Origin of the sequence: Mesorhizobium sp. AA23, assembly GCF_001672435.1 — a bacterium.
GTDB lineage: Bacteria > Pseudomonadota > Alphaproteobacteria > Rhizobiales > Rhizobiaceae > Mesorhizobium.
Window position 1 is genome coordinate 84,186 of record NZ_LYTP01000029.1, and the last position, 26,756, is coordinate 110,941.

Below are 26,756 nucleotides of genomic sequence, written 5' to 3' on the forward strand. Positions count from 1 at the left end.
GTCGTGCTATCCTTTCTTTGCCGCCCGGCGGAACGGCTTCTTGCCGCCTCCGCCCTTGGCTTCCTTCTCAGCAATCAGGGCGATTGCCTCGTCCATCGTCACCGATTGCGGATCCTTGCCCTTGGGCAGCGTGGCATTGACCTTGCCGTAATTGACGTAGGGTCCGTAGCGGCCGTCGCGCACGACGATCTTGCCGCCGCCGTCGGGATGCTCGCCCAGTTCCTTCAACGCAGCCGGCGTGCTCCCGTTGCGGCCGCCCTTGCCCTTCTGCTGCTTCTCGGCGATCACCGAAACGGCGCGGTTCAGGCCGATCGAGAACACGTCCTCGATGCTTTCGAGATTGGCGTAGGTGCCGTCGTGCAGCACGAAGGGTCCGTACCGCCCAAGACCGGCCGAGATCATCTTGCCGGTTTCCGGATGCTTACCGACATCGCGCGGCAATGCCAGCAGCGCCAGCGCCTTCTCATGGTCGATCGACTCGGCGGTCCAGCCCTTGGGCAGGCTCGAGCGCTTAGCGTCCTTGCCTTCGCCGCGCTGGATGTAGGGGCCGAAGCGGCCGCTCCGGAGCGTGATCTCCTCGGCGGTGTATGGATCCTTGCCGAGTAGCTTGACGCCGTCGTCGCCGTTGCCGTTCTCGCCGTTGGGATTGGCGGCGTCGCCAAGCTGGCGGGTATAGGAGCATTCCGGATAATTCGAGCAGCCGACAAAGGCGCCGAACTTACCGAGCTTCAGCGACAGGTTGCCGGTGCCGCATTTCGGGCAGACGCGCGGGTTTGAGCCGTCCTCCCGCGCGGGGAACACCAGCGGCGCCAGCTCGTCGTTGAGCGCATCGAGCACGTCTGAGACGCGCAGTTCCTTGATGTCGTCGACGGCGCCCGAAAAATCCTTCCAGAAGTCGCGCAGCACGTCCTTCCAGGCGAGCTTGCCGTCGGAGATCTCGTCGAGCTTTTCCTCGAGCGAGGCTGTGAAGTCATATTCGACATAGCGCTCGAAGAAGCTTTCGAGGAAGGCCGACAGCAGCCGGCCCTTGGCCTGCGGCACCAGCTTGCGCCGGTCGATGGCGACGTAGTCGCGGTCCTCGAGCGTCTTCAGGATCGCCGTGTAGGTCGACGGCCGGCCAATGCCGAGCTCTTCCAGCTTCTTGATCAGCGACGCCTCGGAATAGCGCGGCGGCGGCTCGGTCGTGTGCTGGGTGGCGTTGATCGCCTCGCGGGCAAGCTGCTCGCCGGCGCGGATCTCGGGCAGGCGGCGGCTTTCCTCGTCCTCCGCGTCCTCGTCCTTCTGGTCGGTGTAGGCGGCGATGAAGCCGTCGAAGCGGATGACCGAGCCGACCGCGCGAAGCTCGGCGGTGCGGGCGCCGTTGACCGCCTCGATCTCGACCGTGGTGCGCTCGATCTCGGCCGGCTGCATCTGGCTGGCGATCGCGCGCTTCCAGATCAGCTCATAGAGGCGCGCCTGATCGGCATCGAGATATTGCCTGACCGATGCCGGCGTGCGCTTGAAATCGGTAGGGCGGATCGCCTCATGCGCTTCCTGGGCGTTCTTGGCCTTGACCGAATAATAGCGTGGGTTTTCGGGCAGGTATTTCGCGCCGAACTCGCTGGCGATGGCATCGCGCGCCGCGGTGATCGCCTCCGGCGCCATCTGCACGCCGTCGGTTCGCATATAGGTGATGAGGCCGGCGGTCTCGCCGCCGACATCCATGCCTTCGTAAAGCTTCTGCGCCACCTGCATGGTGCGGTTGGCCGAGAAGCCGAGCCGCGAGGAGGCGGCCTGCTGCAGCGTCGAGGTGGTGAAGGGCGGGCCCGGATTGCGCTTGGTGGGCTTGGCTTCGACCGACAGCGCCTTGAAGGTCGCACCTTCGAGCATCGCCTTGATGTCGTCGGCCTGGGCCTTGTTGGCGATGTCGAGCTTCTGCAGCTTCTTGCCGGCATAGGCGGTCAGCCGCGCCTCGAAACTGTCGTTGCGCGGCGTGTTGAGGATGGCGGCGATCTGCCAGTATTCCTCGCGGACGAAGCGCTCGATCTCGGATTCGCGGTCGCAGACCAGCCGCAGCGCCACCGACTGCACGCGCCCGGCGGAACGGGCGCCCGGCAGCTTGCGCCACAGCACCGGCGAGAGGGTGAAGCCGACGAGATAGTCGAGCGCGCGGCGCGCGAGATAGGCGTCCACCAGCGGCGCATCGATCTGGCGCGGATTGGCCATGGCCTCCATTACCGAGGTCTTTGTTATGGCGTTGAAGACGACGCGGCTGACCGGCTTGTCCTTCAGCGCGCGCTTCTGCCTCAGCACTTCCAGCACATGCCAGGAAATCGCCTCGCCCTCGCGATCCGGGTCGGTGGCGAGGATCAGCCCGTCGGCGTCCTTGACCGCCTTGGCGATGTCGGCGAGGCGCTTGCCGGAGGCGGTGTCTACCGACCAGGACATGGCGAAGTCCTCGTCCGGGCGCACCGAGCCGTCCTTGGCCGGCAGATCGCGGACATGGCCGAACGAGGCCAGGACCTTATAGTTCTTGCCCAGATATTTGTTGATTGTCTTCGCCTTGGCCGGCGATTCGACGACGACGACGTCCATGAGGTCTCTTATCAGCTGTGAGGCGGCGGAAGAGCTCCGCGGCGCACGACGAAATCCCACTCTTTTCGTCGCTCACATGGCCGTGCTTTTGCAATCGGTCAAGGGGACAGGCCCAATTTGCGAACTGGCCGACAGCGATACACTCTTAGAGTGTATGGCGGAGAACACATTTTTTGGCGCACCGACGGATCGTGTCTTGGTTCGGTCTTTTACCGAGGGGAGTCGCCGACAGAACCAGCATCGGCCCGGCGGTACGCGGACGGCACGCGGCACTGGCGCGCCATCCATTGAACGCGCAGCGGCCGCCGCTTCTTCCTCGGCTAGCGACCACGCGCCACACAATGGTGATTGGCACGAGGGCGCCGGCATCGCTATATCGGCGCCAGCACAACCGGGGCATCGTGAAATGGCATTGGACATCGGCTATGTCAGCGCGGTCGGGGCAGGGGCGATCTCGTTCCTGTCGCCGTGCGTGCTGCCGCTGGTGCCGCCTTATCTTTGCTACATGGCCGGCGTTTCGGTCGACGATTTCCGCGGCAACGCCGGCGCGACGGCGCGCGAAGGCGCACGTGGCGCGCTGCTCTATGCCTCTGTTGCCTTCGTGCTCGGCTTCTCGACCGTCTTCGTCGCGCTTGGCGCCGGCGCCTCGACGATCGGCCGGCTGCTGCGCGTCTGGCAGGAACCGCTGGCGATGGTGGCCGGCGCGCTGATCATCATCATGGGCCTGAATTTCCTCGGCATCGTGCGCATCCCGCTCTTGTCGCGCGAGGCGCGCTTCCAGTCGCAGGGCAAGCCGGCCAGCATGATCGCCGCCTATGTCATGGGGCTGGCCTTTGCCTTCGGCTGGACGCCCTGCATCGGCCCGGTGCTGGGGCCGATCCTGACTTTAGCCGGCGGCCGCGAGACGGTGGGCGAGGGCGCGCTGCTGCTCGCCGCCTATTCGCTCGGGCTCGGCATCCCCTTCCTGATCGCGGCGCTGTTTTCCGGCGCCTTCATGCGCTTCTTGGGAAAATTCCGCGTCCATCTCGGTCGCGTGGAAAAAGCGATCGGCGCGCTGCTCGTCGTCGCCGGCGTGTTTTTTCTCACCGGTGGCGTGCAGAGCGCATCCTACTGGCTGCTGGAAAACTTCCCGGCGCTCGGGCGGCTCGGGTGATCTGCCACTTCGTGCACAGGATCGAATTGTGGACCCGCCGATCAAGAGTCCAGGTGATCCGCTGTCTCACCGGAATTTAACCGCATTGGTGCAGCATCACGCCGCTGCTAGCATGCGATGATTTGAATCCTTTCATACGGTTGCCCTATGAGCCAGAGATCCTGCCTGTCCGTCATCCTCGCCGCCGGCGAAGGTACGCGCATGAAGAGCGCGATGCCCAAGGTGCTGCACGCCATTGCCGGCCTGCCGATGGTGGCTCATGTGGTGAAGGCCGCTGAGGCCGCCGGGGCAACGGGTCTGGCGCTGGTGATCGGCCACGGCGCCGACGAGATGCGGAAGGCGGTGCAGAAATTCGCGCCGAAAGCCGAGACCTTCGTGCAGGAGAAGCGGCTCGGCACGGCCCATGCGGTGCTTGCCGCGCGCGAAGCGATAGCGAAGGGCTACGACGACATCCTCGTCATGTTCGGCGACACGCCGCTGATCGATGCGGCAGCGCTGGCTGCCGCGCGGCAGAAGCTGGCGGAGGGTGCTGCCGTTGCGGTGATCGGCTTCCGCCCGCCCAATCCGACGGGATACGGCCGGCTGATCGAGAAGGGCGGACGTCTCGTCGCCATCCGGGAGGAGAAGGACTGCTCCGAGGCGGAAAAAAAGATCGGCTTCTGCAATGCCGGGATGATGGCGGTGGCCGGCAACCAGGCACTTCGGCTGCTCGACAAGGTCGGCAACAACAACGCCAAGGGCGAGTTCTATCTCACCGACATCGTCGAGATCGCCGGCGCGGAGGGGCTCGATGTGGTGGCAACCGAGGCGAGCTTCGAAAGCGCGCTCGGTATCAACAACCGGGCGGAACTGGCCGAGGCGGAAGGCATCTGGCAGACGCGGCGTCGGCGCGAGGCGATGCTTGCGGGCGTAACGCTGATCGCGCCCGAAACCGTCTATTTCTCGCATGACACCGAGATCGGCGCCGATACGATCGTCGAGCCGAATGTCTGGTTCGGGCCGGGCGTCAAGATCGCTTCAGGGGCGAAAATCCACGCCTTCAGCCATATCGAAGGTGCCACCGTCGCTTCCTATTGCGATGTCGGGCCGTTCGCGCGGCTGCGGCCGGGCGCCGATCTGCGGCAAAGGGCCAAGGTCGGCAATTTCTGCGAGGTCAAGCAGGCGACGATCGAGGAAGGCGCCAAGGTCAACCACCTGACCTATATCGGCGACGCGCGGGTCGGTGCCGGGGCGAATATCGGCGCCGGCACCATCACCTGCAACTATGACGGCTTTTCCAAATTCTTCACCGATATCGGCGAGGGCGCGTTCGTTGGCTCGAACTCCGCCCTGGTGGCGCCGATCACGATCGGCAAGGGTGGCTACATCGCTTCGGGCAGCGTGATCACCGAGAGCGTGCCCGACGATGCGCTGGCCTTCGGCCGCGCCCGCCAAAAGACGCTGCCCGGAAAAGGCAAGGAATTGCGCGAGCGCTTCGCGTCGGCGGCCGCGGCGAAGAAAAGAGCCGCGGAATGATCGTCAAAGGACGTTTGCTGGGCCGGCGCCGCTGGCGCCAACCATAAATGATCGAGCACCGCGCCGCCAACCATTTGCAGTAACCGGATTGCAAGCGCGGCGTGTCATGGTGCATCAGTCGCAAAACCGTTCCGGGTGACACCGAACGAAACGCAAAGTGACTTTCGCGGCAGGCCGGCCATCCGTAAATAGCGCTGGGTTTTCGCGGGGAATCGGGGGCAGCGTATGTGCGGTATCGTTGGAATTGTCGGCCATTCACAGGTCGCGCCGCTGATCGTCGATGCGCTGAAGCGGCTCGAATATCGCGGCTATGACTCGGCCGGCGTCGCCACCATCGAGAATGGCACGCTCGGCCGCCGCCGCGCCGAAGGCAAGCTCATCAATCTCGAACGCCGGCTGAAAGAAGATCCGCTGGAAGGCACGATCGGCATCGGCCATACCCGCTGGGCGACCCATGGCGTGCCGAACGAGACCAATGCGCATCCGCATTTTTCCGAAGGCGTCGCGATTGTCCACAACGGCATCATCGAGAACTTCGCCGAGCTGCGCGACGAGCTCTCCCGCGATGGCTACAAATTCGCCTCTCAGACGGACACCGAGGTCGTCGCGCATCTGGTCGCGCGGGAGCTCGCCAAGGGGCTGAAGCCGGTCCAGGCAGCGCACCAGGCGCTGAAGCGGCTCTCAGGCGCGTTTGCGTTGGCGATCATGTTCAAGGGCGACGAGGATCTGATCGTCGGCGCCCGCAACGGTCCGCCGCTTGCCGTCGGCCATGGCGACGGCGAGATGTTTTTGGGCTCGGACGCGATCGCGCTGGCGCCTTTCACCACCGCAGTCACCTATCTCGAAGATGGCGACTGGGCGGAAGTGCGTCGCAACAGCGTCACCATCTATGACGCCGACGGCAACAAGGTCGACCGCAAGCGCCAGCAGTCGCTCTCGACCAGCTTCATGGTCGACAAGGGCAACCGCCGCCATTTCATGGAAAAGGAAATCCATGAGCAGCCGGAGGTGATCTCGCACACGCTGGCCCATTATGTCGATTTCGTCTCCGGCGTGTCGAGGCCGCTCGATCTGCCCTTCGACTTTGCCAAGATCGGCCGGTTGGCGCTCTCGGCCTGCGGCACCGCCTATCTGGCCGGGCTGATCAGCAAATACTGGTTCGAGCGCTATGCGCGGCTGCCGGTCGACATCGACGTCGCCTCGGAATTCCGTTACCGCGAGATGCCGTTGTCCGGGAACGACGCGGCGTTCTTCATATCGCAGTCGGGCGAGACCGCCGACACGCTGGCTTCCCTGCGCTACTGCCGCCAGGCCGGCATGAAGATCGGCGCGGTCGTCAATGTGCGCGAATCGACCATGGCGCGCGAATCCGACGTCGTGCTGCCGACGCTTGCCGGGCCGGAGATCGGAGTCGCCTCGACGAAGGCCTTCACCTGCCAGCTCTCCGTGCTGGCCTCGCTCGCAGTGCGGGCCGGCGTGGCGCGCGGGACGATCTCGCGCGATGAGGAGAAGCGGCTGGTGCGCGAGCTTTCCGAGGCGCCGCGCTTTGCCACACAGGTGCTGAAGCTCGACGAGCAGATCGAACGCATCTCGCGTGATCTGTCCCGCTACAAGGATGTGCTCTATCTCGGCCGCGACACCAATTTTCCACTAGCCATGGAAGGGGCGCTGAAGCTCAAGGAAATCTCCTACATCCACGCCGAAGGCTATGCCGGCGGCGAGCTGAAGCACGGACCGATCGCGCTGATCGACGAAAACATGCCGGTTATCGTGATCGCGCCGCATGACCGCATCTTCGAAAAGACGGTTTCCAACATGCAGGAAGTCGCGGCGCGCGGCGGCAAGATCATCCTGATCACCGACGCCAAGGGCGCGGCCCAGGCCGGCATCAAGTCGATGGAGACGATCATCCTGCCCGAAGTACCTGAGATCATTGCGCCGATCATCTACGCGCTGCCGATCCAGATGCTCGCCTATTTCACCGCGGTGTTCATGGGCACGGATGTCGACCAGCCGCGCAATCTGGCGAAATCGGTCACGGTGGAATAGCACTGTCACTGCTTCTTTTGGGCACCGTAGTTCGAAGTATGGCTTGCCGATGGCCCTCTCACTCCTCGGCGGGCGTCGCGGAATGGATCCTCGGGTCTACGCCGCGTCGCTTCGCTCTTTGCTCCGCGCGTGATGACGAAGGGAGGGGTGTTGCAGCCAGTCGCGAACGCAGGAGCTTCCATTTGGAACGCTGAAAGCCGCTTCATAGAGAGCGCTCTTTAAAAACTTCGCAGTTCCAAACCGAATTGCGGTTTACTAAAGTTCAACCGCAATCTGCGCCGCGGTGATCCTATGTCCGACGCCCTGAAGACCTCTGGCATGACCCGGCTCAGGAATTACTTCCTGACGGGCTTCATCGTCTGCGCGCCGCTGGCGATCACCGCCTATATCGCCTGGTCGCTCATCGGCTGGGTCGATTCCTGGGTGAAGCCCTACATTCCCGCCCGCTACAATCCGGACACCTATCTGCCGTTTCCGGTCCCCGGCTTCGGGCTGATCGTGGCGCTGGTGCTGATCACGTTCATCGGTTTCATGACGGCCAACATCGTCGGCCGCGCAATCGTCAATTTCGGCGAGCGGCTGCTTGGCCGCATGCCGCTGGTGCGCGGTATCTACCGCTCCCTGAAGCAGATTTTCGAGACGGTGCTGTCAAACAAGGGCGACATGTTCCGCCAGGTCGGGCTGGTCGAATATCCGCGCAAGGGAGTCTGGTCGCTGGTCTTCGTCGCCAGCGAGAAGGAAACCGAGATCAACCAGAAGCTCGACCAGGAAGGCGATCCGTTGATCGCGGTGTTCATGCCCTGCACGCCGAACCCGACCACAGGCTTCCTGATGTATGTTTACAAATCCGAGATCGTGCTGCTCGACATGACGATCGAGGACGGCGCCAAGCTGATCGTTTCGGCCGGCATGGTGGCGCCGGAGGTCAAGGCCAAGCTGGTGACGCTGAACGGCGAGCCGATCGAAGGGCCGCTTGCCAATCCGGCGCTGGGCGCGGCTCAGCCGGCGCGCAGCAGCCGCACCGCCTCGTCGCGCCCGAACAGGTAGAGCAACAGCCGCAGCGCCTCGCCGCGCCCAGACTGCAATTCGGGGTCGCGCGACAGGATCAGCCTTGCGTCGTCGCGGGCGGCTTCCAGCAGGTCGGCATGGAACTCGATGCGCGCGACCTGGAAACCTGGCGTGCCGGACTGGCGGGTGCCCAGCAGTTCGCCTTCGCCGCGCAGCTTCAGATCCTCCTCGGCTATGCGGAAGCCGTCCTCCGTCTCGCGCATCACTGACAGCCGGCGCTTCGCCGTCTCACCGAGCGGATCCTTGTAGAGCAGCACGCAGGACGAGGGCTTGTCGCCGCGCCCGACCCGGCCGCGCAACTGGTGCAACTGGGCAAGGCCGAAGCGCTCGGCATGCTCGATGACGATGATCGTGGCGTCCGGCACGTCGACGCCGACCTCGATGACGGTGGTGGCGATCAATATGCGCGTTTCGCCCTGCTTGAAGGCGCGCATCGCATCGTCCTTCTCTGCCCCTTTCATGCGGCCATGGACGAGGCCGATCTGTTCGCCGAAGAGCGGCTTCAGCGAAGCGAAGCGGTCTTCCGCCGACATCAGCTTGATCTCTTCGGATTCCTCGACCAGCGGACAGATCCAGTAGATCTTCTGACCCTCGGCGACGGCGTCGACCATGCGCCCGACCAACTCGTCCAGCCGCTCCATTGGCAAAGTGACGGTGCGTATCGGCTGGCGGCCCGCCGGCTTTTCGGTGAGCTTCGAGACATCCATGTCGCCGAAGGCGGTCAGCACCAGCGTGCGCGGAATGGGCGTCGCCGTCATCACCAGCATATCGGGCGCGTCGCCTTTGGCGGTGATGGCGAGACGCTGGTGGACACCGAAGCGGTGCTGCTCGTCGACGACGGCAAGCACGAGGTCGTGGAAGGTCACCGTCTCCTGGAACAGCGCGTGCGTGCCGACGACGATGTCGATCGCACCGCTGGCGAGGCCTTCCAGTGTTTCGGCGCGTTCGCGGCCCTTCTCGCGGCCGGTAAGGACGGCGACGCTGAGGCCGGCTTTTTCCGCCAGCGGGGCGATGGTCGCCAGATGCTGCCGCGCCAGGATTTCGGTCGGCGCCATCAGCGCAGCCTGGCCGCCTGCCTCGACCGCGCGCCCCATGGCAAGCAGCGCGACCACCGTCTTGCCGGAGCCGACATCGCCCTGCAGCAGACGCAGCATGCGTTCGGGGTCGGCCAGGTCGGCGTTGATTTCGCCGAGCGCGAATTCCTGGCTGAGGGTGAGCTTGTAGGGCAGGGCAGCGCGCAGTTTCTCGACAACGCGCCCGTCGCCGACCAGCGGCCGGCCCGAAAGGCGGCGGATTCTGGCGCGCACCAGCGCCAGCGACACCTGCCCTGCCAGGAGCTCGTCATAGGCCAGGCGCCGCCAGGCCGCACCCTCGACGGCAACGTCGATCGGGTCCTTGGGATAGTGGATGCGGGTGAGCGCATCGCCGAAGGACGGAAAGGTGTGGCGGCGCATGAAGGCGTCGTCCTGCCATTCCGGCAGTTCCGGCAAGCGGCCGAGCGCCTGTCCGATGGCGCGGCGCAGCACTTTTGCGGACAGGCCGGCGGTTAGCGGATAGACGGGCTCGACCAGCGGCAGGCCCTCGGCCTCGTCGAGCGGCGCGATATGGTCGGGATGAACCATGGTCGGGCGGCCGTTGAACCATTCCATGCGGCCGGAGATTACGACGCGCTCGCCCTCAGGCAGCATCTTCTGCAGATAGGCGGCATGGGCATGGAAGAAGGTCAAGGCGATCTCGCCGGTGTCGTCATGGGCGTAGATCCGGTAGGGCACGGACCTGTTGCCGCGCGGCGGCGGCTGGTGACGGTCGACCCGCACCTCGAGTGTTACGATCTGGCCTTCGGCCGCTAGCGCGATGCCAGGCCGATTGCGGCGGTCGATAACCGTGTTGGGCAGCACGAACAGAAGATCGGCGGCGCGCGCGGCGCGGTCGCCGAGATCGGCCGGCACGACACGTTCGATCATGGTCCCGACCTTCTGGCCGACGCCGGCGAGCGAGGTGATCGGGACGAACAGGGGATCGAGGATGGAAGGACGCATCTCGTCAGCTTATGTCGCGGAGGCCGCAGCGCAAAGGCTGACACCAATCGCTATCCACGCTATATGCGCCGCTTCGAACAGGGATGCAGCGCGATGACCGGAACACAGCGATCAAGCGAGGGACTGGACGTCCGCCGCCGCAAGCTGCTGTTCCGCTCCTGGCATCGCGGCATGCGCGAGATGGATCTCATCTTGGGATCCTTCGCCGATGCCGAGATCGGCGCCTTGACCGCCGACGAAATCGACCAATATGAAAAGCTCCTCGAAATCTCCGACACCGAATTCCTGCCGATGATCACCGGCGAGCGCCCGGTTCCGCCCGATATCGATTGCGCGGTGCTGCAGAAGATCCTGGCGTCGCGCCGGACCATGACATTTTGAAAGAAGCATGAGTCTCATTCCCTCCATTGGCCTGCCGAAGGGCCGCGCCGGCCAGTTCATCGTCGATGGCGTCGCCGACGGTTACGAAGCTTTCGCGCTGGCGCGGACGGCGCAGGAGATCGCGCCCGACAAGCCGGTGCTGTTCGTCGCGCGCGACGGCCAGCGGCTGCCGGCGATCATCGATGCGCTCGCCTTTGCCGCTCCCGGCCTGCCGGTTCTGGAACTGCCTGCCTGGGACTGCCTGCCTTACGATCGTGTCTCGCCGGGCGCGGATGCCGCCGCGCGGCGCCTCGACGCGCTCTCCGCAATCGTTGCGCTGGCGAAAAAGCCGCACCGCGCCGTTATCCTCACGACGGCCAATGCGCTCTTGCAGCGCATTCCGCCGGCCGAACTGATCGAGGCGCAGACCTTCCACGCCAAGCCCGGCAACCAGATCGACATGAACGTGCTGATCGCGCGGCTGGAGAATTCCGGTTTCGAGCGCGTGCCGACGGTGCGCGACGTCGGCGAGTTCGCGGTGCGCGGCGGCATTCTCGACCTCTTCGCGCCCGGCTGGAGCGAGGCGCTGAGGCTCGACTTCTTCGGCGACACGCTGGAATCGATCCGCGTCTTCGACGTGGCGACCCAGCGCACGACCGGCCAGCGCAAGTCGATGGCGCTGCAGGCGATGAGCGAGGTGGCGCTGACGCCGGAAACGATCAGCCGCTTCCGCCGCTCCTATATCGAAGCCTTCGGCGCGCCGTCGCGCGACGATGCGCTCTATGCAGCCGTCAGCGAAGGACGGCGCTTTGCCGGCATGGAGCACTGGCTGCCTTTCTTCTACGAGCAACTGGAGACGGTGTTCGACTATCTGCCGGACGCGCCTGTCATCTTCGATCATCTCGCGCATGAGGCGCTGGCCGAGCGCCATACGCTGATCCTCGATCACTATGAGGCGCGGCGGAAGCAGGCTGACGGCGCGCTGAAAGATGCCGTGCCCTACAAGCCGGTGGCGCCGGATCTGCTCTATCTCTCGCCGGAAAATCTCAAAGCCTCGCTCGGACCGCGCGAGGACATTGATTTCACCGTTTTCGACGCACCCGATGTCGGCGGCAAGAAGGTCTTCCATGCGGGCTCGCGGCAAGGCCGCAGCTTCGCCGAGGAGCGCGCCGACCCGAACAGCAATGTCTTCGACGTGGTGGTGAAGCATATTGCCGACGAGCGCGCCGCGCGCCGCCGCGTCATCGTCGCCGGCTGGACCGAGGGCTCGCTCGACCGCCTCGGCCAAATCCTCGCCGAGCATCATCTCGGCAACCTGAAACCGGTGGCGACTCTTTCCGAGGTCGAAAAGCTCGAGCCGGGGCAGGCCGGTCTTGCCGTGCTGCCGCTCGAATCCGGCTTCGAGACCGACGGGATGGTCGTCGTCGCCGAACAGGACATTCTAGGCGACAGGCTGATCCGCCGCTCCAAGCGCAAAAAGCGTGCCTCCGACTTCATTGCCGAAGCATCGTCGCTGTCATCCGGCGACATCGTCGTTCACGCGGACCACGGCATCGGCCGATTCATTGGTCTGCGCACCATCGAAGCGGTCGGCGCACCGCATGACTGTCTCGAAATCCACTATGCCGGCGACGACCGGCTGTTCCTGCCGGTCGAAAACATCGAGCTCCTCTCACGCTACGGTTCGGATTCGGCGGAAGCGCCACTCGACAAGCTCGGCGGCGGCGCCTGGCAGGCGCGCAAAGCGCGGCTGAAGAAGCGGCTGCTCGACATGGCCGGGCAATTGATCCGCATCGCCGCCGAGCGGCAGATGCGCGCAGCACCCGCCATGATTCCGGCCGACGGCCTTTATGGCGAGTTCGCGGCGCGCTTTCCCTATGAAGAAACCGACGACCAGCAGACGGCAATCGATTCCGTCATGGACGATCTCGGCGCCGGCAAGCCGATGGATCGGCTGGTTTGCGGCGACGTCGGCTTCGGCAAGACGGAAGTGGCGCTGCGCGCCGCCTTCATCGCGGCGATGGAAGGGTTCCAGGTCGCCGTCGTGGTGCCGACGACGCTGCTGTCGCGGCAGCATTTCAAGACCTTCTCGCAACGCTTTTCCGGCCTGCCGATCCGCGTCGCGCAGGCATCGCGCCTGGTCGGCTCCAAGGAACTGGCCGAGACCAAGAAGGGCGTCGCCGACGGCACGGTCGACATCGTCGTCGGCACGCACGCGCTGCTCGGTAGCTCGATCTCCTTCAAAAATCTCGGCCTGCTGATCATCGACGAGGAGCAGCATTTCGGCGTCAAGCACAAGGAGCGGCTGAAGGAGCTCAAGAACGACGTGCATGTGCTGACACTTTCGGCGACGCCGATTCCGCGCACGCTGCAGTTGGCGCTGACCGGTGTTCGCGAGCTGTCGCTGATCGCCACCCCTCCGGTCGACCGCATGGCGGTGCGCACTTTCATCTCGCCCTTCGATCCGCTGGTCATCCGCGAGACGCTGCTGCGCGAGCGCTACCGCGGCGGCCATTCCTTCTATGTCGTGCCGCGTATCAGCGATCTTGCCGAAATCCATGATTTCCTGAGAGAATCCGTGCCGGAGCTGAAAGTAGCGGTCGCCCACGGCCAGATGCCGGCCGGTGAACTCGACGACATCATGAATGCCTTCTATGACGGCCAGTACGACGTGCTTCTGTCGACGACCATCGTCGAATCCGGCCTCGACATTCCGACCGCCAACACGCTGATCATCCACCGAGCCGATATGTTCGGTCTGGCCCAACTCTATCAGTTGCGCGGCCGCGTCGGCCGCTCGAAGGTGCGAGCCTATGCGCTGTTCACGCTGCCGGCCAACCGCAAGCTCACCGATACGGCCGAGCGCAGGCTCAAGGTGCTGCAGTCGCTCGATACGCTCGGCGCTGGTTTCCAACTTGCCAGCCACGACCTCGATATCCGCGGCGCAGGCAATCTCCTCGGCGAGGAACAATCCGGCCACATCAAGGAGGTCGGTTTCGAGCTCTACCAGCAGATGCTGGAGGAAGCGGTGGCCGAAGTGAAGGATTCCGGCGAAGTGCTGGATGGCGGCTGGTCGCCGCAGATCGCGGTGGGCACCGCGGTGATGATCCCGGAGAGCTATGTGCCGGACCTGCAGCTCAGGATGGCGCTCTACCGCCGCCTTGGCGACTTGGAGACCACCGAGGAGATCGACGGCTTCGGCGCCGAGCTGATCGACCGCTTCGGGCCGCTGCCGGAAGAAGTGACGCATCTGTTGAAGATCGTCTTCATCAAGGCGCTTTGCCGCAAGGCCAATGTCGAGAAGCTCGATGCCGGCCCCAAGGGCGTCGTCATCCACTTCCGCAAGCGCGAATTCCCCAATCCGGTCGGACTGGTCAAATTCATCGGCGAGCAGGGCTCGCTGGCCAAGATCAGGGCCGACCACAGCGTCGTCTTCATGCGTGACTGGCCGAATGCCGAGAAGCGGCTGGCCGGCTCGGCTGTTGTCATGACTCAATTGGCGCGGCTGGTCGACAAAGCTGCCTGACGCCTTCACACCGGCATCCGAGCAGTTCAAGGCATTCGCCACTGCTGAAATTCCCGGCTAGAATAGAAAATCGGCTTCGTGTAAGGAGCCGCGACCTCTGATTGGGGTGGGAATGGCGGGCGAGACCGCTCGCCAGTTTGTTTTGACGCAATTCCGGACGTAAACCGTTCACAGTTTTCCTGGAATTGCTCTGAAGAGTTTTGGGTGCAGCGATGACAAAATGGTCGCCGAATTCGTGGAGAGCAAAGCCGATCAAGCAGGTTCCGGCCTATCCGGACCTTGCGGCGCTGGAGGCCACGGAAGCCCGGCTCACCACCTATCCGCCGCTGGTGTTTGCCGGTGAAGCGCGCAAGCTGAAGAAGCAACTGGCGGCGGTCGCCGCCGGCGAGGCCTTCCTGCTCCAGGGCGGCGACTGCGCCGAGAGCTTTGCCGAGCATGGCGCCGACAACATCCGCGACTTCTTTCGCGTCTTCCTGCAGATGTCGGTGGTGCTCACCTTCGCTGGCGCGCAGCCGGTGGTGAAGGTCGGCCGCGTCGCCGGCCAGTTCGCCAAGCCGCGCTCCTCCGACAGCGAGACCAAGGCCGGCGTGACGCTGCCGAGCTATCGCGGCGACATCATCAACGGCATCGAGTTCGACGCCGCGTCGCGCATCCCGGATCCCGCAAGGCAGGAGATGGCGTATCGCCAGTCGGCGGCGACCCTCAATCTCCTGCGCGCCTTCGCGCAAGGCGGCTATGCCAGCCTGGAGAACGTGCATCGCTGGATGCTGGGCTTCGTTGCCGACAGCCCGCAGGGCGAGAAATACGAATCGCTCGCCAACCGCATCACCGAGACGATGGATTTCATGCGCGCGGTGGGCATCACGTCGGAAACCAATTTCGCGCTGCGCGAGACCGATTTCTACACCAGCCACGAGGCGCTGCTGCTCGGCTACGAGGAGGCGCTGACCCGCGTCGATTCGACTTCCGGCGATTGGTACGCGACTTCGGGCCATATGATCTGGATCGGCGACCGCACCCGCCAGCCCGACCATGCGCATGTCGAATATTGCCGCGGCATCGAGAATCCGCTCGGCCTGAAATGCGGTCCGTCGCTGACGCCGGACGGCCTGCTGGAGCTTATCGACCTGCTCAACCCCGAGAATGAGCCCGGACGGCTGACGCTCATCGCGCGGTTCGGCTCCGACAAGGTCGCCGAGCATCTGCCGAAGCTGGTGCGGGCGGTGAAGAAGGAGGGCCGCAACGTGGTGTGGTCTTCCGACCCGATGCATGGCAACACGATCGAGGCGGCCGGCTACAAGACGCGGCCGTTCGACCGTATCCTGAAGGAAGTGCAGACCTTCTTCGAGGTGCACCGCGCCGAAGGCACGCATCCGGGCGGCATCCATGTCGAGATGACCGGCAAGAACGTCACCGAGTGCACCGGCGGCGCCCGGGCCATCACGGCGGAAGACCTGCAGGACCGCTATCACACCCATTGCGATCCGCGCCTCAATGCCGACCAGGCGATCGAACTGGCCTTCCTGGTTTCGGATCTGCTCAAGAAAAGCCATACGATCCAGCACAAGCAAGCCGCCAACGCCTAAGCCGCTTGCCAGCGATCGAACCGGGGCGTCGGACAAAGTCCGACGCCCTTTTCGTTTGGGCCGATCCTGCGAGGCGCCGGCCGCCGAAACCTTACGAAAATTTATAGTTACGCGACCATCGCAAGACCAAGATTGAGGTGGAGGTGTCGCCCGCGGTCGAAAACCGCGCACACGACACAGGTCCCCCATGCGCCACGAGCATGCCATCGTTCATCACCGCGCGATCGACTTCTGGTCGGCGCGGGCGGCGGTGCTTGTCGTCATCTGCCTGCAGCTTCTGGTCATCAACGACCTGTCCTTCGGTCCGCGCTGGCTCGCGCCCGCGATCGAGGCGGCGCTGCTCGTGCCTTTGTCGATCGCAACGGCCTGGACGCAAATGGCGACTCAGAAGGCCGTCGATCACGAGCATTGGTATGCGATCGGCCGGTTTCGCGTCTTCATCCGCCGTACCGCCTTGGTCATGACCGGCGTCATCAGCATCATGAATTGCGGCTCGCTGGTCTTTCTGGTCCAGAAGCTGCTGGCAGGCCATGCCGGCGCCGGCACGACGCTGCTTGTCGACGCGCTCAACATCTGGGTCACCAACGTCATCGTCTTCGCGCTGTGGTTCTGGAGCACCGACCGCGGCGGCCCGCCGACCTGCGGCCTGGTCAAGCGCGCGCATGCCGATTTCCTGTTCCCGCAGATGACGCTGTCCGATCGCGAGATCCGCGACTGGCTGCCCGGCTTTGTCGATTACGTGTTCCTGGCCTTCACCAATGCGACGGCGTTCTCGCCGACCGACACATTACCGCTCACTCAGCGCGCCAAGCTCCTGATGATGGCCGAGGCAATGATCTCGCTGCTGACGATCGCGCTGGTCGCCGCGCGTGCGGTCAACATTCTGGCTTAACTAGCGCCCGCGCTCCCAGCGCATATTCGCCAGCCTCGGATCGACAAAGCTCGTCCTTGAGAATTCCAGCCGCCTGTCTGGAAATTCGCAGATTGCCTGGACCCCGAACGAGCCGATGCGGATGCGCCAGGTATGAGGCTCCAGCGGCTTGGCCTTGGCAAAACCGCTGCACGTCAAGAGCGCGATGTTGGCGCCCTTCGGATCGCGCGCCGAGCGGTAGCGGATGGCCTGCATCCCCGCCTCGCGCGCCACGTCGGCGATGGCCTGGCAGGCGGCATAGTCAGTCGGATCCGTCCACGCCTTCTCGTCGCGGTCGAGCGGCGGCCGCGTGAGGTCGACGGCCTTCTCGCATCTGATGGCCGCGGCAAAGGCGGTATATTCGGCCGCGTCGTTCGGCCATTGCGTTTGCGGCGATTCCGCAAAGAACAGCAAGCGGTAGAAGGCCATTTCCGCCACTGCCGTCAGCACCGTCTCGGCGGCGTAGTAGACGCCCTTGGTCTTGCCGGCGCGGCGGAAGCGCGAGCCGTACGGATAAATCGAGCCGTAGCGGAAGGGCGTCGCCAGAAGATAGTGAAGATGGCGGCATTCCAGCGGGATCCGCGGCTTGCTTTCCTGGATGAGGTCTTCGAGCAGGCCCTGCTCGTCGAGCCTGTCGACGAGCTTCAGGGTCGAGACGCGATGCTGCGCCTCGACCATCCGCCAATATTTGCCTTCGAGCCTGAGGGCCTCAGACGAGAGCGCGTCGGGAATCCAGGTAGGCAATGACATCGACAAGTCCGGCAATGGTCAGGATTTTTTCGAGCGGCGTGCCGTCGAGCGCCGTGTTCGGGTTCTTCAGCCATGCCCGGGCGACCGTCTCGTCGCCGCCGACGATGGCGTCGAGCGAGCGGAACAGCCGCACGAACAGCACCGCAAGCTCGAACGGCTTGGTGCCGCGCTCGAGCAGGAACTCCTGCTTGCGCATGCGCGAGACCGTCGCCTCAGAGACGCCGATGACCAGAGCAAGCGTTCGCGCCGTGATCTCGAGCAGGTCGGCCGCGCGCAGCGTGGCCTTGGTGATGACGGCATTTTCTGCCGCCGTCGCGGCAGCGACTGGACGTGGCATGAGCGCACCCTTTCATTTCCGTGGAAAATATAGTCCACAGAAATTCATTTGGAAAGGGTGTCCAATGTGCCCTCAGTCCTTCTTGTAGAGCAGCCAGCCCTTGCCGGCACGGCCGGCCATTGTGGAATGCCTGGTGACGCGGTTGCGGCCGCCGATCTTGGAGCGGTAGAGCGCGCGGTCGGCCTTGGTGTAGAGGTCTTCGGGGGTGTCGGCCTCGGAAGCCATGCAAATGCCCATCGAGACAGTCACCGTGCCATAGTTCATCCCGGTCTGGCTGCTTGTGAACGGCGTCTGTTCGATCAGCACGCGGATGCGCTCGGCGATTTCATAGGTGGTGTCCTCGCTGGCGCCTTCGACGATCAGCGCGAACTCCTCGCCGCCGGTGCGCGCCACGAACATGTCGGCGCGGATGCTGGACTGGAAGATGTCGGCGATGATCTGGATGATCCTGTCGCCGACCGGATGGCCGTAACGGTCGTTGATATCCTTGAAGCGATCGATGTCGGCAAGGATGAGCGCGTTGAAGAGGATACCGCGGTTGCTGTTGTAGATGCGCGTGATTTCCTTGTCGAAGGCGCGGCGATTCCAGATCTGCGTCAGCGGATCGGTATTGGCGAGCCGCTTGTATTCCTCCAACTTCGATTTGACGCTCTCGAGCTCGGCCGTCTTTTCGCTGAGCGTGCTCGCGATCTGGCGGTTGTGATCCAGCGTCGAGCTGGTGGCGGCAGACATCGCGCCGGCGATCTTTTGCAGCAGATCCTGGGAAAGCAGGCTGCGATTGCTCAGGCCGCTCGACGTCTCGTCGAGGATGCGGCCGTACTTTTCGATATGGCTGCGCTCGCTGCGCAGCAGCGCGGCGACGTCCTCAAGCTCCTTGGCGACCACCTCGCGGGCGTGTTCGACGATCGCAGGCCCGTGGTGCTGCGGGAAGAAGGTGCGTCCGATGCGATCGAGATCCTCTTGCGTCGGGCGGTTGCTCAACGAGACGACAGCGAGGCTGAGCTCGTGATTGCTGCCGCTCAGCGCTTCATAGAAGATTTCGTAGTTGCGCGGCAGGCCGAGCAGGCCGAGCTGGCGCATGGTCGCCACAACGGTGCTGGCGATGTCGCCATTTCTGTCGCTCGGGACGGCTGCCGGCTGCATAGTCTATTCACTACCCCCTTCAGTGCGCGACCGGAGACCTGCCACCGCCGGGAGCCGCCAATGCGGGGATCGAATCAGAATTGCGATGCTAAGCCGCGTCCCCAACACGACCATCGCCTGCAGGAACCATAAATGCAGCTGCGCTAAAGTTTCCTTAATGGCGGGCGTTTCCAGACCGTTTTTGCTGCTTCAGGTTGCACTGCGGTGCAGGCGCAGCTTTTGAAACGCGCCGCTTCGGTGTCGCATTTGCCTGCGCCGGAAGAGCGCAAAACTGGAATCTTGTGTGGCGCGATCGAGGCGTATGGCGTTGAAGGAGGCCGGGGATGGGCGAAAATCACACGGGATCGTGCCTGTGCGGAGCGGTGCGCTTCACGACGAGAGGAGCGTTGCGCGGGGTGGTCTATTGCCACTGCTCGCAGTGCCGCAAGCAAACAGGCCATTTCGTTGCAGCGACTTCTTCGAGGGACGCCGACATCGACATCGAGGGGGCCGACGCGCTTGCTTGGTACGGCGCGTCCGACATAGCGAAACGCGGTTTTTGCCGCAGCTGCGGCTCGGTGCTGTTCTGGAAGCACAACGAGCTCGACACGATCTCCATCATGGCCGGCTCGTTCGACAAGCCGACCGGGCTTTCGGCCGAAAGCCACATCTTCGTCGGCGACAAGGGCGACTATTATGCAATCGACGACGGCCTGCCGCAGTTCGACAAGTCGACGCCGTCGATAAAGGTCGCGGACGAGTGACTTTTGGGCCGCCTGCCTTATTCCCTTGACCCGGCTGTTGCGATATCCCCTCACGGTGATTCGAAACGGGGCTGGGCATGCAGCGGCTGATCGACGCTTTCATCAACTCGGTGCGGGCTTTCCGCAAGCTGGCTGCTCACGAAAAGGCGTTCCAGCAGGAGTTGATGCTGCTTGCGCTCGCTCTGCCGGCCGGCTGGTTCATCTCGGTATCCTGGCGCGGCTACGCCTTGCTGATCGGCGCGGTTCTGCTGATGATTCTGGTCGAGGTGCTCAACACAGGCATCGAGGCTGCGTGCGACGCGATCTCCCGCGAGTTCCACATCGACATCCAGCTCGCCAAGGACTGCGGCTCGCTGGCGGTGCTGATTTCGATCGTGATCGCGGGGGGCGTCTGGGGCATTGCCATCATCGAGCGCATCATCGGCGCGCCGATCTGACCGGGAGGCATCGGTCCGACAGCTTAGGATTCGGCCTGATCCTCTTTTGCGTCCTTTGCGCGCTCCCTTCCGGCAAAATGGCGGGCAACCAGTCCGGCCAGGACGGCCACAGCGATGCCGACGGCGAGGGCTACGAGCACGCGCTCATGGCGGGCAAATGCCTGGCCGACCATGCGCTCCGCTCCCAGCCCGAAGACATAGCCGACCGTGCCGAAGAGGGCTGCCCAGACTGCCGACGAGATGGCGTTCAGGATGACGAAGCGCGGCACCGACACGGTCGACAGCCCGGCGGCGATGCCGCCGACAAGCCGCATTCCGTAGATGTAGCGGTTCGTCAGCACGAAGATGTTGGGATGGGTGTTGAGCAGCCGGTAGGCGCGGCGAAAACCCGGCCGCCTGCGCAGCCTGACGACATAGGGATGATCGGCAAAGCTGCGGCCGAGGGTGAAGAAAGCCGTGTCGCCGGCGAAGGCGCCGAGAAACGCGGCCAGGAAAGCCTGCCAGAGCACGAATATGTGCTGATGGGCGAAGAAGCCGCCGAGGATGGCAGCGCTTTCGCCCTCGGCGACGCAGCCAAGGAAGACCGCGATCAGCCCGTATTGCTCGATGAGACGATGGATGGCCTCGGTCATCAGCCCGCCGACCGCGCCGACAGCTTCTCGTCGATCCGCCTGATCTGCTCGGCCATGCGCAGGATCTCGTCGCGCATGCCGATGAGCTCACTGTGGCGCAGTTCGTCGAGCTTCTCATGCAGCGCCATGATCTCGATCTCGGCCTTCAGGTTGACCTCATAGTCATGGGCGGCGTCGATGCGGTCACGCTCGGTCTGGCGGTTCTGCGACATCATGATCACCGGTGCTTGCAAGGCGGCGACCATCGAGAGCACGAGGTTGAGGAAGATGAAGGGATAGGGATCGAAGGCGTTCCGCGACAAGAGCCAGACATTGCCAAAGGTCCACAGCACCAGAAAGGCGATGAAGCCCAGAATGAAGGACCATGAGCCGCCGATACGGGCGATCGTGTCGGCAACGCGATCGCCATAGCTCTGATGAAAGGCGACTGCCTTGTTGGTGTCCCTGGTGATGGTGGTGCGTTCCAGCGTCGACTTCAGCACGCGGCTCTCGAGAGGAGAGAGACCGTCCGGCTTTCGCTTCAGCCAGCGGTTCGACAGATCCTCGACCGTCTTGTTCATCGTCCTCTCCGTCGTCAGGCCCGGGTTCCAAGAATCCGGATGGAAACCGCTGCGCACTTTTTCCTGAGATTGCTTACTTAGCTCACTCAATTCCGGACGGAAAACCGCTGCGCACTTTTCCTGGAATTCTCACTTATCTCACGCAATTCCGGACGGAAAACCGCTTCGCACTTTTCCTAGAATTGCGTATAGAGGTAGAGGCTACCGAGCCTGACGGGAAGTGATAGATTGGTCGGCACAGGCGAGGGCGGAAATGGCCGATTTCCAGCGAATTCGTGCCCGGGCGGCAAAACGCAAGGGCGGTGAAGAGGCGCTGGCGTCGCTGCTCGGACCTATGCCCGACAACGCTGCCGTGGCGAAAGTTCATGATGACCGCATCCTCTCCACGATGGCCGAGCGCATCTTTGCCGCCGGTTTCGTCTGGCGTGTGATCGAGCAGAAATGGCCTGGTTTCGAGGAGGCGTTCCTTGGCTTCGAGCCGAAGCGGCTCCTGTTCCAGCCGGACGACTTCTGGCACGAGCTGGCGTCCGACAAGCGCATCGTGCGCAACCCGCAAAAGATCAAATCCGTGCGCGACAACGCGGCTTTCGTCGACCGCGTCTCGAAGGAACATGGCGGCTTCGGCAAGTTCCTGGCCGACTGGCCGGCCGACGACCAGGTCGGGCTAACCGCCTATCTCGGCAAGCATGGCAGCCGGCTCGGCGGCAACACCGGCCAGTATTTTCTGCGCTGGCTGGAGTGGGACACCTTCATTGTTTCCGCCGACATGGCGGCGGCGCTGCGCGACGCCGGTCTCGACATCGCCGAAAGCCCGACTTCGAAGCGGGATCTCGACAAGATCCAGGCGCAGATCAACCGATGGTCCGCCGCGACCGGGCTGCCGCGCCGGCACATCTCGCGCATTCTGGCGATGTCGATCGGCGAGAACCATTCGCCGGAGACGCTGCGCGAATACATGGGCGAGCAGGCCTGATCGCCTCCGGCTGAGGCGGGACATGACCGGCATTCGCCGGCCAGTCCTGGGTGGCACAAGCAATCGCCATTGCCCGGCGATTGCCGCCACGCTAAATCCAATTCATGACCCAGACCGCTCCCGACCTACTGCGCATTGCCGTCGCCCAGCTCAACCCGACCGTCGGCGATGTCGCCGGCAATCTCGCCAAGGCGCGCGAGGCAAGGGCGGATGCGGCCCGCCAGGGCGCCGATCTGGTGCTCTACAGCGAGCTCTTCCTCGCCGGCTATCCGCCGGAAGACCTGGTGCTGAAGCCGGCCTTCCTGAAGGCTTGCGAAAAGGCGGCGCAGGATTTCGCCGCCGACACCGCCGATGGCGGTCCTGGCGTCATCATCGGCACACCGCTGAAGCGCCGGACCGGCACGCATAACTCCATCGTCTTCGCCGATCGCGGCAAGATCATCGCCGAGCGCTACAAGCTCGACCTGCCGAACTATGGCGAGTTCGACGAGAAGCGCGTTTTCCAGGCCGGGCCGGAGCTGCAAGGGCCGGTGAATTTCCGCGGGGTGCGCATCGGTGTCCCGATCTGCGAGGACATCTGGGGCGACATCGCCGTCTGCGAGACGCTGGCCGAGAGCGGCGCCGAGATCCTGCTTGTGCCGAACGGCTCGCCCTACTACCGCGCCAAGATCGACGTCCGCCACCAGGTGGTGATCCGTCAGGTCATCGAATGCGGATTGCCGATGATCTACGCCAATCAGCTTGGTGGCCAAGACGAACTCATCTTCGACGGCGCCTCCTTCGCCATCGGCGCGGACAAGACGCTTGCCTTCCAGATGAGCCAGTTCGAGGAAGCGGTCGACGTCACCACCTGGAAGCGAAGGGATGGCATCTGGGTCTGTTCCGAAGGCCCAATGTCGAAGATTCCGGAGCGGGAGGAGGCCGACTACCGGGCCTGCATGCTGGGCCTGCGCGACTACGTGAACAAGAACGGCTTCAAGAACGTGGTGCTCGGCCTCTCCGGCGGCATCGACTCCGCGATCTGCGCTGCACTGGCGGTCGACGCGCTTGGCGAGGAGCGGCTGCGCACCGTCATGATGCCCTATCGCTATACCTCGAAGGACTCGCTGAAGGACGCCGAGGATTGCGCCCGCGCGCTCGGCTGCCGTTACGACATCGTGCCGATCTCCGAGCCGGTCGAAGGTTTCCGGCATGCGCTGACCCAGCTCTTCGAGGGCACTCAGGAAGGTATTACCGAGGAAAACCTGCAGAGCCGTGCGCGTGGCACGATCCTGATGGCGATCTCGAACAAGTTCGGTTCGATGGTCGTCACCACCGGCAACAAGAGTGAGATGTCGGTCGGCTACGCCACCCTCTATGGCGACATGAATGGCGGCTTCAACCCGATCAAGGACCTCTACAAGATGCAGGTCTATGCGCTGGCGCGCTGGCGCAACGCGCATGTGCCGCCGGGGGCGCTCGGCCCATCGGGCGAGGTCATTCCGAAGAACATCATCGATAAGGCGCCGTCGGCGGAGCTGCGCGAAAACCAGACCGACCAGGATTCGCTGCCGCCTTACCCGGTGCTGGACGACATTCTCGAATGCCTGGTCGAGCACGAGATGGGCGTCGACGACATCGTCGCGCGCGGCCACGACCGGGCGACGGTGACGCGCGTCGAGCATCTGCTCTACATTGCTGAGTACAAGCGCCGGCAGGCGGCCCCAGGCGTGAAGATCACGAAGAAGAATTTCGGCCGCGACCGCCGCTACCCGATCACCAATCGGTTCCGGGATCGCAGCTAGTCCGCTGAAACGCAAAGCTGTTCGCCTGAACCGGCGCTGTTGGCAGCGCAACCCACCATTGTTGCAAAATCGTCTCAGTGGCCGGACAAGACGCCCTCCTGGCGCCGCCCTGCCTTGGCGAGATGGTGAGCCGCCTCTATAAGAGCGCTTCCGCGATTCCCTTTCGGGAGGACCGTATGGCAGGATTTGACATCGTTATGCGAGGCCGCGAAGCCTAGATCTGCACCGGCCGTCCGAACTCCGTTCGGAAGGCCATCCGCAGGCAGGCATCTGGCTCTGCCGGTCGCCACCGAGGGCGCGCGACCAGCCATACTGAACCTCCCCGTTCTAAGGGCGCCATAGGGCGCCGGCGCGGGTTTCCAATTTGATTTTAGCGGGACCGGGCCTCTCTGCGCCCGGATGACATCATGGCTCGTTTCAGAATAGATCTGCGCGCCAGCGCCTTTCGCAGCGTGCTCGGCTTCACGCTTGGCCACTGGCGCCGCCAGCCGTGGCGCCTGTCGCTCATCATGGGCGCATTCCTGCTCTCGACGCTGGCCGACGTGCTGACGCCGCTCTATTCCGGCCGGCTGGTCGACGCGGTCGCCAGCAGCGCCGGCGCCGACGAGGTTGCGTGGCACGCCGCAATGACGGCGTTCTCCATCCTGATGGCGCTGGCGTTGGCGGCCGTGGTGCTGCGCAACGCCGCCTTCATGGGGATTGTCGAACTGACGTTGAAGATGATGTCGGACATCGCCGCCGACGCGTTCCACCGCGTCCAGCGCTTCTCGACGGACTGGCACGCCAACAGCTTCGCCGGCTCGACGGTGCGCAAGATAACGCGTGGCATGTGGGCGCTCGACCTGCTGAACGACACGATCCTGATCGCGCTGCTGCCGTCGTTCGTCATGCTGGTCGGCTCGACGCTGCTGCTCGGCTGGTTCTGGCCGATGATGGGGTTGGTGGTCGCGATCGGCTCGGTGCTGTTCATCGCCGTCACCGCCATGCTGTCGCTTGGCTACGTCGCGCCGGCGGCACGCCTCGCCAACAGCTGGGATACACGCCTCGGCGGCGCGCTGGCCGACGCGGTGAGCTGCAATGCCGTGGTCAAGGGTTTTGGCGCCGAGGCGCGCGAGGAAGCGCGGCTTGCCCGCGTGGTCGCCAAATGGCGTCTGCGCACGGGCCGTACCTGGGTGCGCGGCACGTTCAACGGCACCGCGCAAGGCACGATGCTGCTCTTGATGAGGGCGGCCGTGATCGGCCTTGCGCTCATGCTTTGGGCCTGGGGCGAGGCGAGTGCCGGCGACATCGCTTTTGTTTTGACGTCGTTCTTTGTCCTGCAGGGCTATCTGCGCGATATCGGCACGCATATCCGCAACCTGCAGCGCTCGATCAACGACATGGAGGAATTGGTCGACTTCCAGTCCGAACCGCTCGGCATCGAGGACCGGCCCGGTGCCGCTCCGATCCGGATCACCGACGGCAGCATTGCGTTCGACAAGGTGACGTTCCATTACGGCAATCACCGGCTGCCGCTCTATCGCGACTTCTCGGTCGAGATCGCCGCGGGTGAACGCGTCGGGCTGGTCGGGCATTCGGGATCGGGCAAGACAACTTTCGTCAAGCTGATCCAGCGCCTCTATGACGTGAACGGGGGCCGGATCCTGATCGACGGCCAGGACATCTCGAAGGTTGCGCAATCATCGTTGCGCAGCCAGATCGCCATCGTGCAGCAGGAGCCGATCCTGTTTCACCGGTCGCTGGCCGAGAACATCGCCTATGCCAGGCCGGGCGCAACGCAGGCCGAGATCGAGCATGCCGCGAAGCTCGCCAGCGCGCACGACTTCATTGCCGATCTGCCCAAGGGTTACGGAACCCTGGTCGGCGAGCGCGGTGTGAAACTGTCGGGCGGCGAGCGCCAGCGCGTGGCGATCGCGCGCGCTTTCCTGGCCGATGCGCGCATCCTGATCCTGGACGAGGCGACATCGAGCCTGGATTCCGAATCGGAGGTGCTCATCCAGAAGGCGATGGAGCGGCTGATGGTCGGGCGCACTACATTGGTCATCGCACACCGGCTTTCGACCGTGCGGGCACTCGACCGGCTGCTGGTTTTCGACCGCGGCCGCATCATCGAGGAAGGCTCGCATGACGAGCTTATCCGGCTGAACGGCGGTATCTACCGGCGGCTGTTCGAGCGCCAGGCGCTCGAACTCACCAAAGGCCTGGTCGCCTGAGGAAAGGCATCCGGCTTCGGCCGGGTGCCTTCCCGCCTTGCGGACCGACCGTCAGCCGTAGTGCAACTTGGGCTTGGCCTCGGTACCGGTGAACTTGACGCCCACGCGGTCGTTGCGGCGCCAGCGGACTTCCGCGCGATAAGCCACGCCATCGAGCGGGACGTAGAGCAGGAAACGATCGGGAACGCGTGATTCCGGTGCGACTTTCAGCTCGGCGCCACCGGCATTCTGATTGCGCAACGTGCAACTGACCTCGGAATTCTGGATACCGGTGATGATCGTCCCGCCCTTGAGCACGCGCTGGCGGTGCTCGCGCCGGTGTTCGCCGGAGTTTTCTTCAAGTGGTTGCGCGGAGTTCGTCATCGATCGACGCCATTAGCCGAATCGGCACTGCATTAACCACA

At 64.1% G+C, this 26,756-nt stretch carries 21 protein-coding genes; 13 read left to right on the forward strand and 8 right to left on the reverse strand.

Going from position 1 to position 26,756, the window contains the following annotated elements; genetic code table 11:
• Window positions 1-6: 6 nt before the first annotated feature.
• Complete coding sequence (gene topA, locus A9K66_RS22985; RefSeq protein ID WP_067328149.1) at window positions 7-2,574, reverse strand: type I DNA topoisomerase; 2,568 nt, start codon at window positions 2,572-2,574, stop codon at window positions 7-9.
• Between the two features lie 406 nt (window positions 2,575-2,980).
• On the opposite strand from topA, the gene A9K66_RS22990 reads away from it, so the two are divergent.
• The 4 genes from A9K66_RS22990 to A9K66_RS23005 all read left to right on the forward strand — a co-directional run bounded on the left by A9K66_RS22990 (window position 2,981) and on the right by A9K66_RS23005 (window position 8,338).
• Window positions 2,981-3,727, forward strand: coding sequence for a cytochrome c biogenesis CcdA family protein (locus A9K66_RS22990; RefSeq protein ID WP_067000319.1), 747 nt, complete (start codon window positions 2,981-2,983; stop codon window positions 3,725-3,727).
• Between the two features lie 147 nt (window positions 3,728-3,874).
• Complete coding sequence (gene glmU / locus A9K66_RS22995) at window positions 3,875-5,242, forward strand: bifunctional UDP-N-acetylglucosamine diphosphorylase/glucosamine-1-phosphate N-acetyltransferase GlmU (protein ID WP_067328152.1); 1,368 nt, start codon at window positions 3,875-3,877, stop codon at window positions 5,240-5,242.
• A gap of 225 nt (window positions 5,243-5,467) precedes the next feature.
• Window positions 5,468-7,291, forward strand: coding sequence for a glutamine--fructose-6-phosphate transaminase (isomerizing) (gene glmS, locus A9K66_RS23000; protein WP_067328154.1), 1,824 nt, complete (start codon window positions 5,468-5,470; stop codon window positions 7,289-7,291).
• Between the two features lie 291 nt (window positions 7,292-7,582).
• A complete protein-coding gene (locus A9K66_RS23005; protein WP_067000327.1) occupies window positions 7,583-8,338 on the forward strand; it encodes a DUF502 domain-containing protein in 756 nt (251 codons plus the stop codon).
• On the opposite strand, the gene recG is transcribed toward A9K66_RS23005, so the two are convergent.
• A complete protein-coding gene (recG, locus tag A9K66_RS23010; RefSeq protein ID WP_067328157.1) occupies window positions 8,290-10,398 on the reverse strand; it encodes an ATP-dependent DNA helicase RecG in 2,109 nt (702 codons plus the stop codon). The genes A9K66_RS23005 and recG overlap by 49 nt on opposite strands.
• A 93-nt stretch (window positions 10,399-10,491) precedes the next feature.
• Between recG and A9K66_RS23015 the strand changes: the two genes are divergently transcribed.
• The 4 genes from A9K66_RS23015 (at window position 10,492) to A9K66_RS23030 (ending at window position 16,762) form a co-directional block, all read left to right on the forward strand.
• The gene (locus tag A9K66_RS23015) at window positions 10,492-10,779 is read left to right on the forward strand and encodes a succinate dehydrogenase assembly factor 2 (protein WP_067328436.1); all 288 of its coding nucleotides are present in this window, start codon (window positions 10,492-10,494) and stop codon (window positions 10,777-10,779) included.
• A gap of 7 nt (window positions 10,780-10,786) precedes the next feature.
• Entirely contained in the window at window positions 10,787-14,284 is a 3,498-nt protein-coding gene (mfd, locus tag A9K66_RS23020) for a transcription-repair coupling factor (RefSeq protein WP_067328159.1), read from the forward strand.
• A gap of 212 nt (window positions 14,285-14,496) precedes the next feature.
• Window positions 14,497-15,870: a 3-deoxy-7-phosphoheptulonate synthase class II gene (locus A9K66_RS23025; protein WP_067328161.1), complete on the forward strand. Its 1,374-nt coding sequence runs from the start codon at window positions 14,497-14,499 to the stop codon at window positions 15,868-15,870.
• 187 nt (window positions 15,871-16,057) lie between these two features.
• A complete protein-coding gene (locus A9K66_RS23030) occupies window positions 16,058-16,762 on the forward strand; it encodes a hypothetical protein (RefSeq protein WP_067000338.1) in 705 nt (234 codons plus the stop codon).
• Here the strand turns inward: A9K66_RS23030 and A9K66_RS23035 are convergent, their stop codons facing one another.
• The 3 genes from A9K66_RS23035 to A9K66_RS23045 form a co-directional block, all read right to left on the reverse strand.
• Window positions 16,763-17,530 (reverse strand): RES family NAD+ phosphorylase, encoded by a 768-nt coding sequence (locus A9K66_RS23035; protein WP_067328163.1) that lies wholly within the window; start codon window positions 17,528-17,530, stop codon window positions 16,763-16,765.
• On the reverse strand, window positions 17,490-17,867 hold the full coding sequence (locus tag A9K66_RS23040; protein ID WP_066998964.1) for an antitoxin Xre/MbcA/ParS toxin-binding domain-containing protein: 378 nt from the start codon (window positions 17,865-17,867) through the stop codon (window positions 17,490-17,492). Before A9K66_RS23040 ends, A9K66_RS23035 begins: the two co-directional genes overlap by 41 nt.
• A gap of 72 nt (window positions 17,868-17,939) precedes the next feature.
• Window positions 17,940-19,010, reverse strand: a complete 1,071-nt coding sequence (locus A9K66_RS23045; protein ID WP_067328165.1) for a diguanylate cyclase — start codon at window positions 19,008-19,010, stop codon at window positions 17,940-17,942.
• 323 nt (window positions 19,011-19,333) lie between these two features.
• Here A9K66_RS23045 and A9K66_RS23050 point away from each other — a divergent pair, with 323 nt between their 5' ends.
• Together A9K66_RS23050 and A9K66_RS23055 are read left to right on the forward strand one after the other, a co-directional pair.
• Window positions 19,334-19,753: a GFA family protein gene (locus A9K66_RS23050; protein WP_067328168.1), complete on the forward strand. Its 420-nt coding sequence runs from the start codon at window positions 19,334-19,336 to the stop codon at window positions 19,751-19,753.
• 77 nt (window positions 19,754-19,830) lie between these two features.
• Window positions 19,831-20,190: a diacylglycerol kinase gene (locus tag A9K66_RS23055; RefSeq protein ID WP_067328170.1), complete on the forward strand. Its 360-nt coding sequence runs from the start codon at window positions 19,831-19,833 to the stop codon at window positions 20,188-20,190.
• Window positions 20,191-20,213: 23 nt separating this feature from the next.
• Here A9K66_RS23055 and A9K66_RS23060 read toward each other — a convergent pair whose 3' ends face one another.
• Together A9K66_RS23060 and A9K66_RS23065 are read right to left on the reverse strand one after the other, a co-directional pair.
• The gene (locus tag A9K66_RS23060) at window positions 20,214-20,822 is read right to left on the reverse strand and encodes a DedA family protein (RefSeq protein ID WP_067328172.1); all 609 of its coding nucleotides are present in this window, start codon (window positions 20,820-20,822) and stop codon (window positions 20,214-20,216) included.
• On the reverse strand, window positions 20,822-21,382 hold the full coding sequence (locus A9K66_RS23065) for a DUF1003 domain-containing protein (RefSeq protein ID WP_066998934.1): 561 nt from the start codon (window positions 21,380-21,382) through the stop codon (window positions 20,822-20,824). Before A9K66_RS23065 ends, A9K66_RS23060 begins: the two co-directional genes overlap by 1 nt.
• A 253-nt stretch (window positions 21,383-21,635) precedes the next feature.
• On the opposite strand from A9K66_RS23065, the gene A9K66_RS23070 reads away from it, so the two are divergent.
• The 3 genes from A9K66_RS23070 to A9K66_RS23080 all read left to right on the forward strand — a co-directional run bounded on the left by A9K66_RS23070 (window position 21,636) and on the right by A9K66_RS23080 (window position 26,352).
• Window positions 21,636-22,355: a DNA-3-methyladenine glycosylase I gene (locus tag A9K66_RS23070; protein WP_067328175.1), complete on the forward strand. Its 720-nt coding sequence runs from the start codon at window positions 21,636-21,638 to the stop codon at window positions 22,353-22,355.
• 104 nt (window positions 22,356-22,459) lie between these two features.
• Window positions 22,460-24,139, forward strand: coding sequence for an NAD+ synthase (locus A9K66_RS23075; RefSeq protein WP_067328178.1), 1,680 nt, complete (start codon window positions 22,460-22,462; stop codon window positions 24,137-24,139).
• Between the two features lie 407 nt (window positions 24,140-24,546).
• Window positions 24,547-26,352, forward strand: coding sequence for an ABC transporter ATP-binding protein (locus A9K66_RS23080; protein WP_067328181.1), 1,806 nt, complete (start codon window positions 24,547-24,549; stop codon window positions 26,350-26,352).
• 51 nt (window positions 26,353-26,403) lie between these two features.
• Here A9K66_RS23080 and A9K66_RS23085 read toward each other — a convergent pair whose 3' ends face one another.
• Complete coding sequence (locus A9K66_RS23085; RefSeq protein WP_066998925.1) at window positions 26,404-26,715, reverse strand: PilZ domain-containing protein; 312 nt, start codon at window positions 26,713-26,715, stop codon at window positions 26,404-26,406.
• Window positions 26,716-26,756: the final 41 nt, after the last annotated feature.

Excerpts from the sequence above, each read along its gene's own strand:
- topA (WP_067328149.1), bottom strand. The coding sequence starts at position 2,574 with ATGGACGTCGTCGTCGTCGAATCGCCGGCCAAGGCGAAGACAATCAAC.
- A9K66_RS22990 (WP_067000319.1), top strand. The coding sequence starts at position 2,981 with ATGGCATTGGACATCGGCTATGTCAGCGCGGTCGGGGCAGGGGCGATC.
- glmU (WP_067328152.1), top strand. The coding sequence starts at position 3,875 with ATGAGCCAGAGATCCTGCCTGTCCGTCATCCTCGCCGCCGGCGAAGGT.
- glmS (WP_067328154.1), top strand. The coding sequence starts at position 5,468 with ATGTGCGGTATCGTTGGAATTGTCGGCCATTCACAGGTCGCGCCGCTG.
- A9K66_RS23005 (WP_067000327.1), top strand. The coding sequence starts at position 7,583 with ATGTCCGACGCCCTGAAGACCTCTGGCATGACCCGGCTCAGGAATTAC.
- recG (WP_067328157.1), bottom strand. The coding sequence starts at position 10,398 with ATGCGTCCTTCCATCCTCGATCCCCTGTTCGTCCCGATCACCTCGCTC.
- A9K66_RS23015 (WP_067328436.1), top strand. The coding sequence starts at position 10,492 with ATGACCGGAACACAGCGATCAAGCGAGGGACTGGACGTCCGCCGCCGC.
- mfd (WP_067328159.1), top strand. The coding sequence starts at position 10,787 with ATGAGTCTCATTCCCTCCATTGGCCTGCCGAAGGGCCGCGCCGGCCAG.
- A9K66_RS23025 (WP_067328161.1), top strand. The coding sequence starts at position 14,497 with ATGACAAAATGGTCGCCGAATTCGTGGAGAGCAAAGCCGATCAAGCAG.
- A9K66_RS23030 (WP_067000338.1), top strand. The coding sequence starts at position 16,058 with ATGCGCCACGAGCATGCCATCGTTCATCACCGCGCGATCGACTTCTGG.
- A9K66_RS23035 (WP_067328163.1), bottom strand. The coding sequence starts at position 17,530 with ATGTCATTGCCTACCTGGATTCCCGACGCGCTCTCGTCTGAGGCCCTC.
- A9K66_RS23040 (WP_066998964.1), bottom strand. The coding sequence starts at position 17,867 with ATGCCACGTCCAGTCGCTGCCGCGACGGCGGCAGAAAATGCCGTCATC.
- A9K66_RS23045 (WP_067328165.1), bottom strand. The coding sequence starts at position 19,010 with ATGCAGCCGGCAGCCGTCCCGAGCGACAGAAATGGCGACATCGCCAGC.
- A9K66_RS23050 (WP_067328168.1), top strand. The coding sequence starts at position 19,334 with ATGGGCGAAAATCACACGGGATCGTGCCTGTGCGGAGCGGTGCGCTTC.
- A9K66_RS23055 (WP_067328170.1), top strand. The coding sequence starts at position 19,831 with ATGCAGCGGCTGATCGACGCTTTCATCAACTCGGTGCGGGCTTTCCGC.
- A9K66_RS23060 (WP_067328172.1), bottom strand. The coding sequence starts at position 20,822 with ATGACCGAGGCCATCCATCGTCTCATCGAGCAATACGGGCTGATCGCG.
- A9K66_RS23065 (WP_066998934.1), bottom strand. The coding sequence starts at position 21,382 with ATGAACAAGACGGTCGAGGATCTGTCGAACCGCTGGCTGAAGCGAAAG.
- A9K66_RS23070 (WP_067328175.1), top strand. The coding sequence starts at position 21,636 with ATGGCCGATTTCCAGCGAATTCGTGCCCGGGCGGCAAAACGCAAGGGC.
- A9K66_RS23075 (WP_067328178.1), top strand. The coding sequence starts at position 22,460 with ATGACCCAGACCGCTCCCGACCTACTGCGCATTGCCGTCGCCCAGCTC.
- A9K66_RS23080 (WP_067328181.1), top strand. The coding sequence starts at position 24,547 with ATGGCTCGTTTCAGAATAGATCTGCGCGCCAGCGCCTTTCGCAGCGTG.
- A9K66_RS23085 (WP_066998925.1), bottom strand. The coding sequence starts at position 26,715 with ATGACGAACTCCGCGCAACCACTTGAAGAAAACTCCGGCGAACACCGG.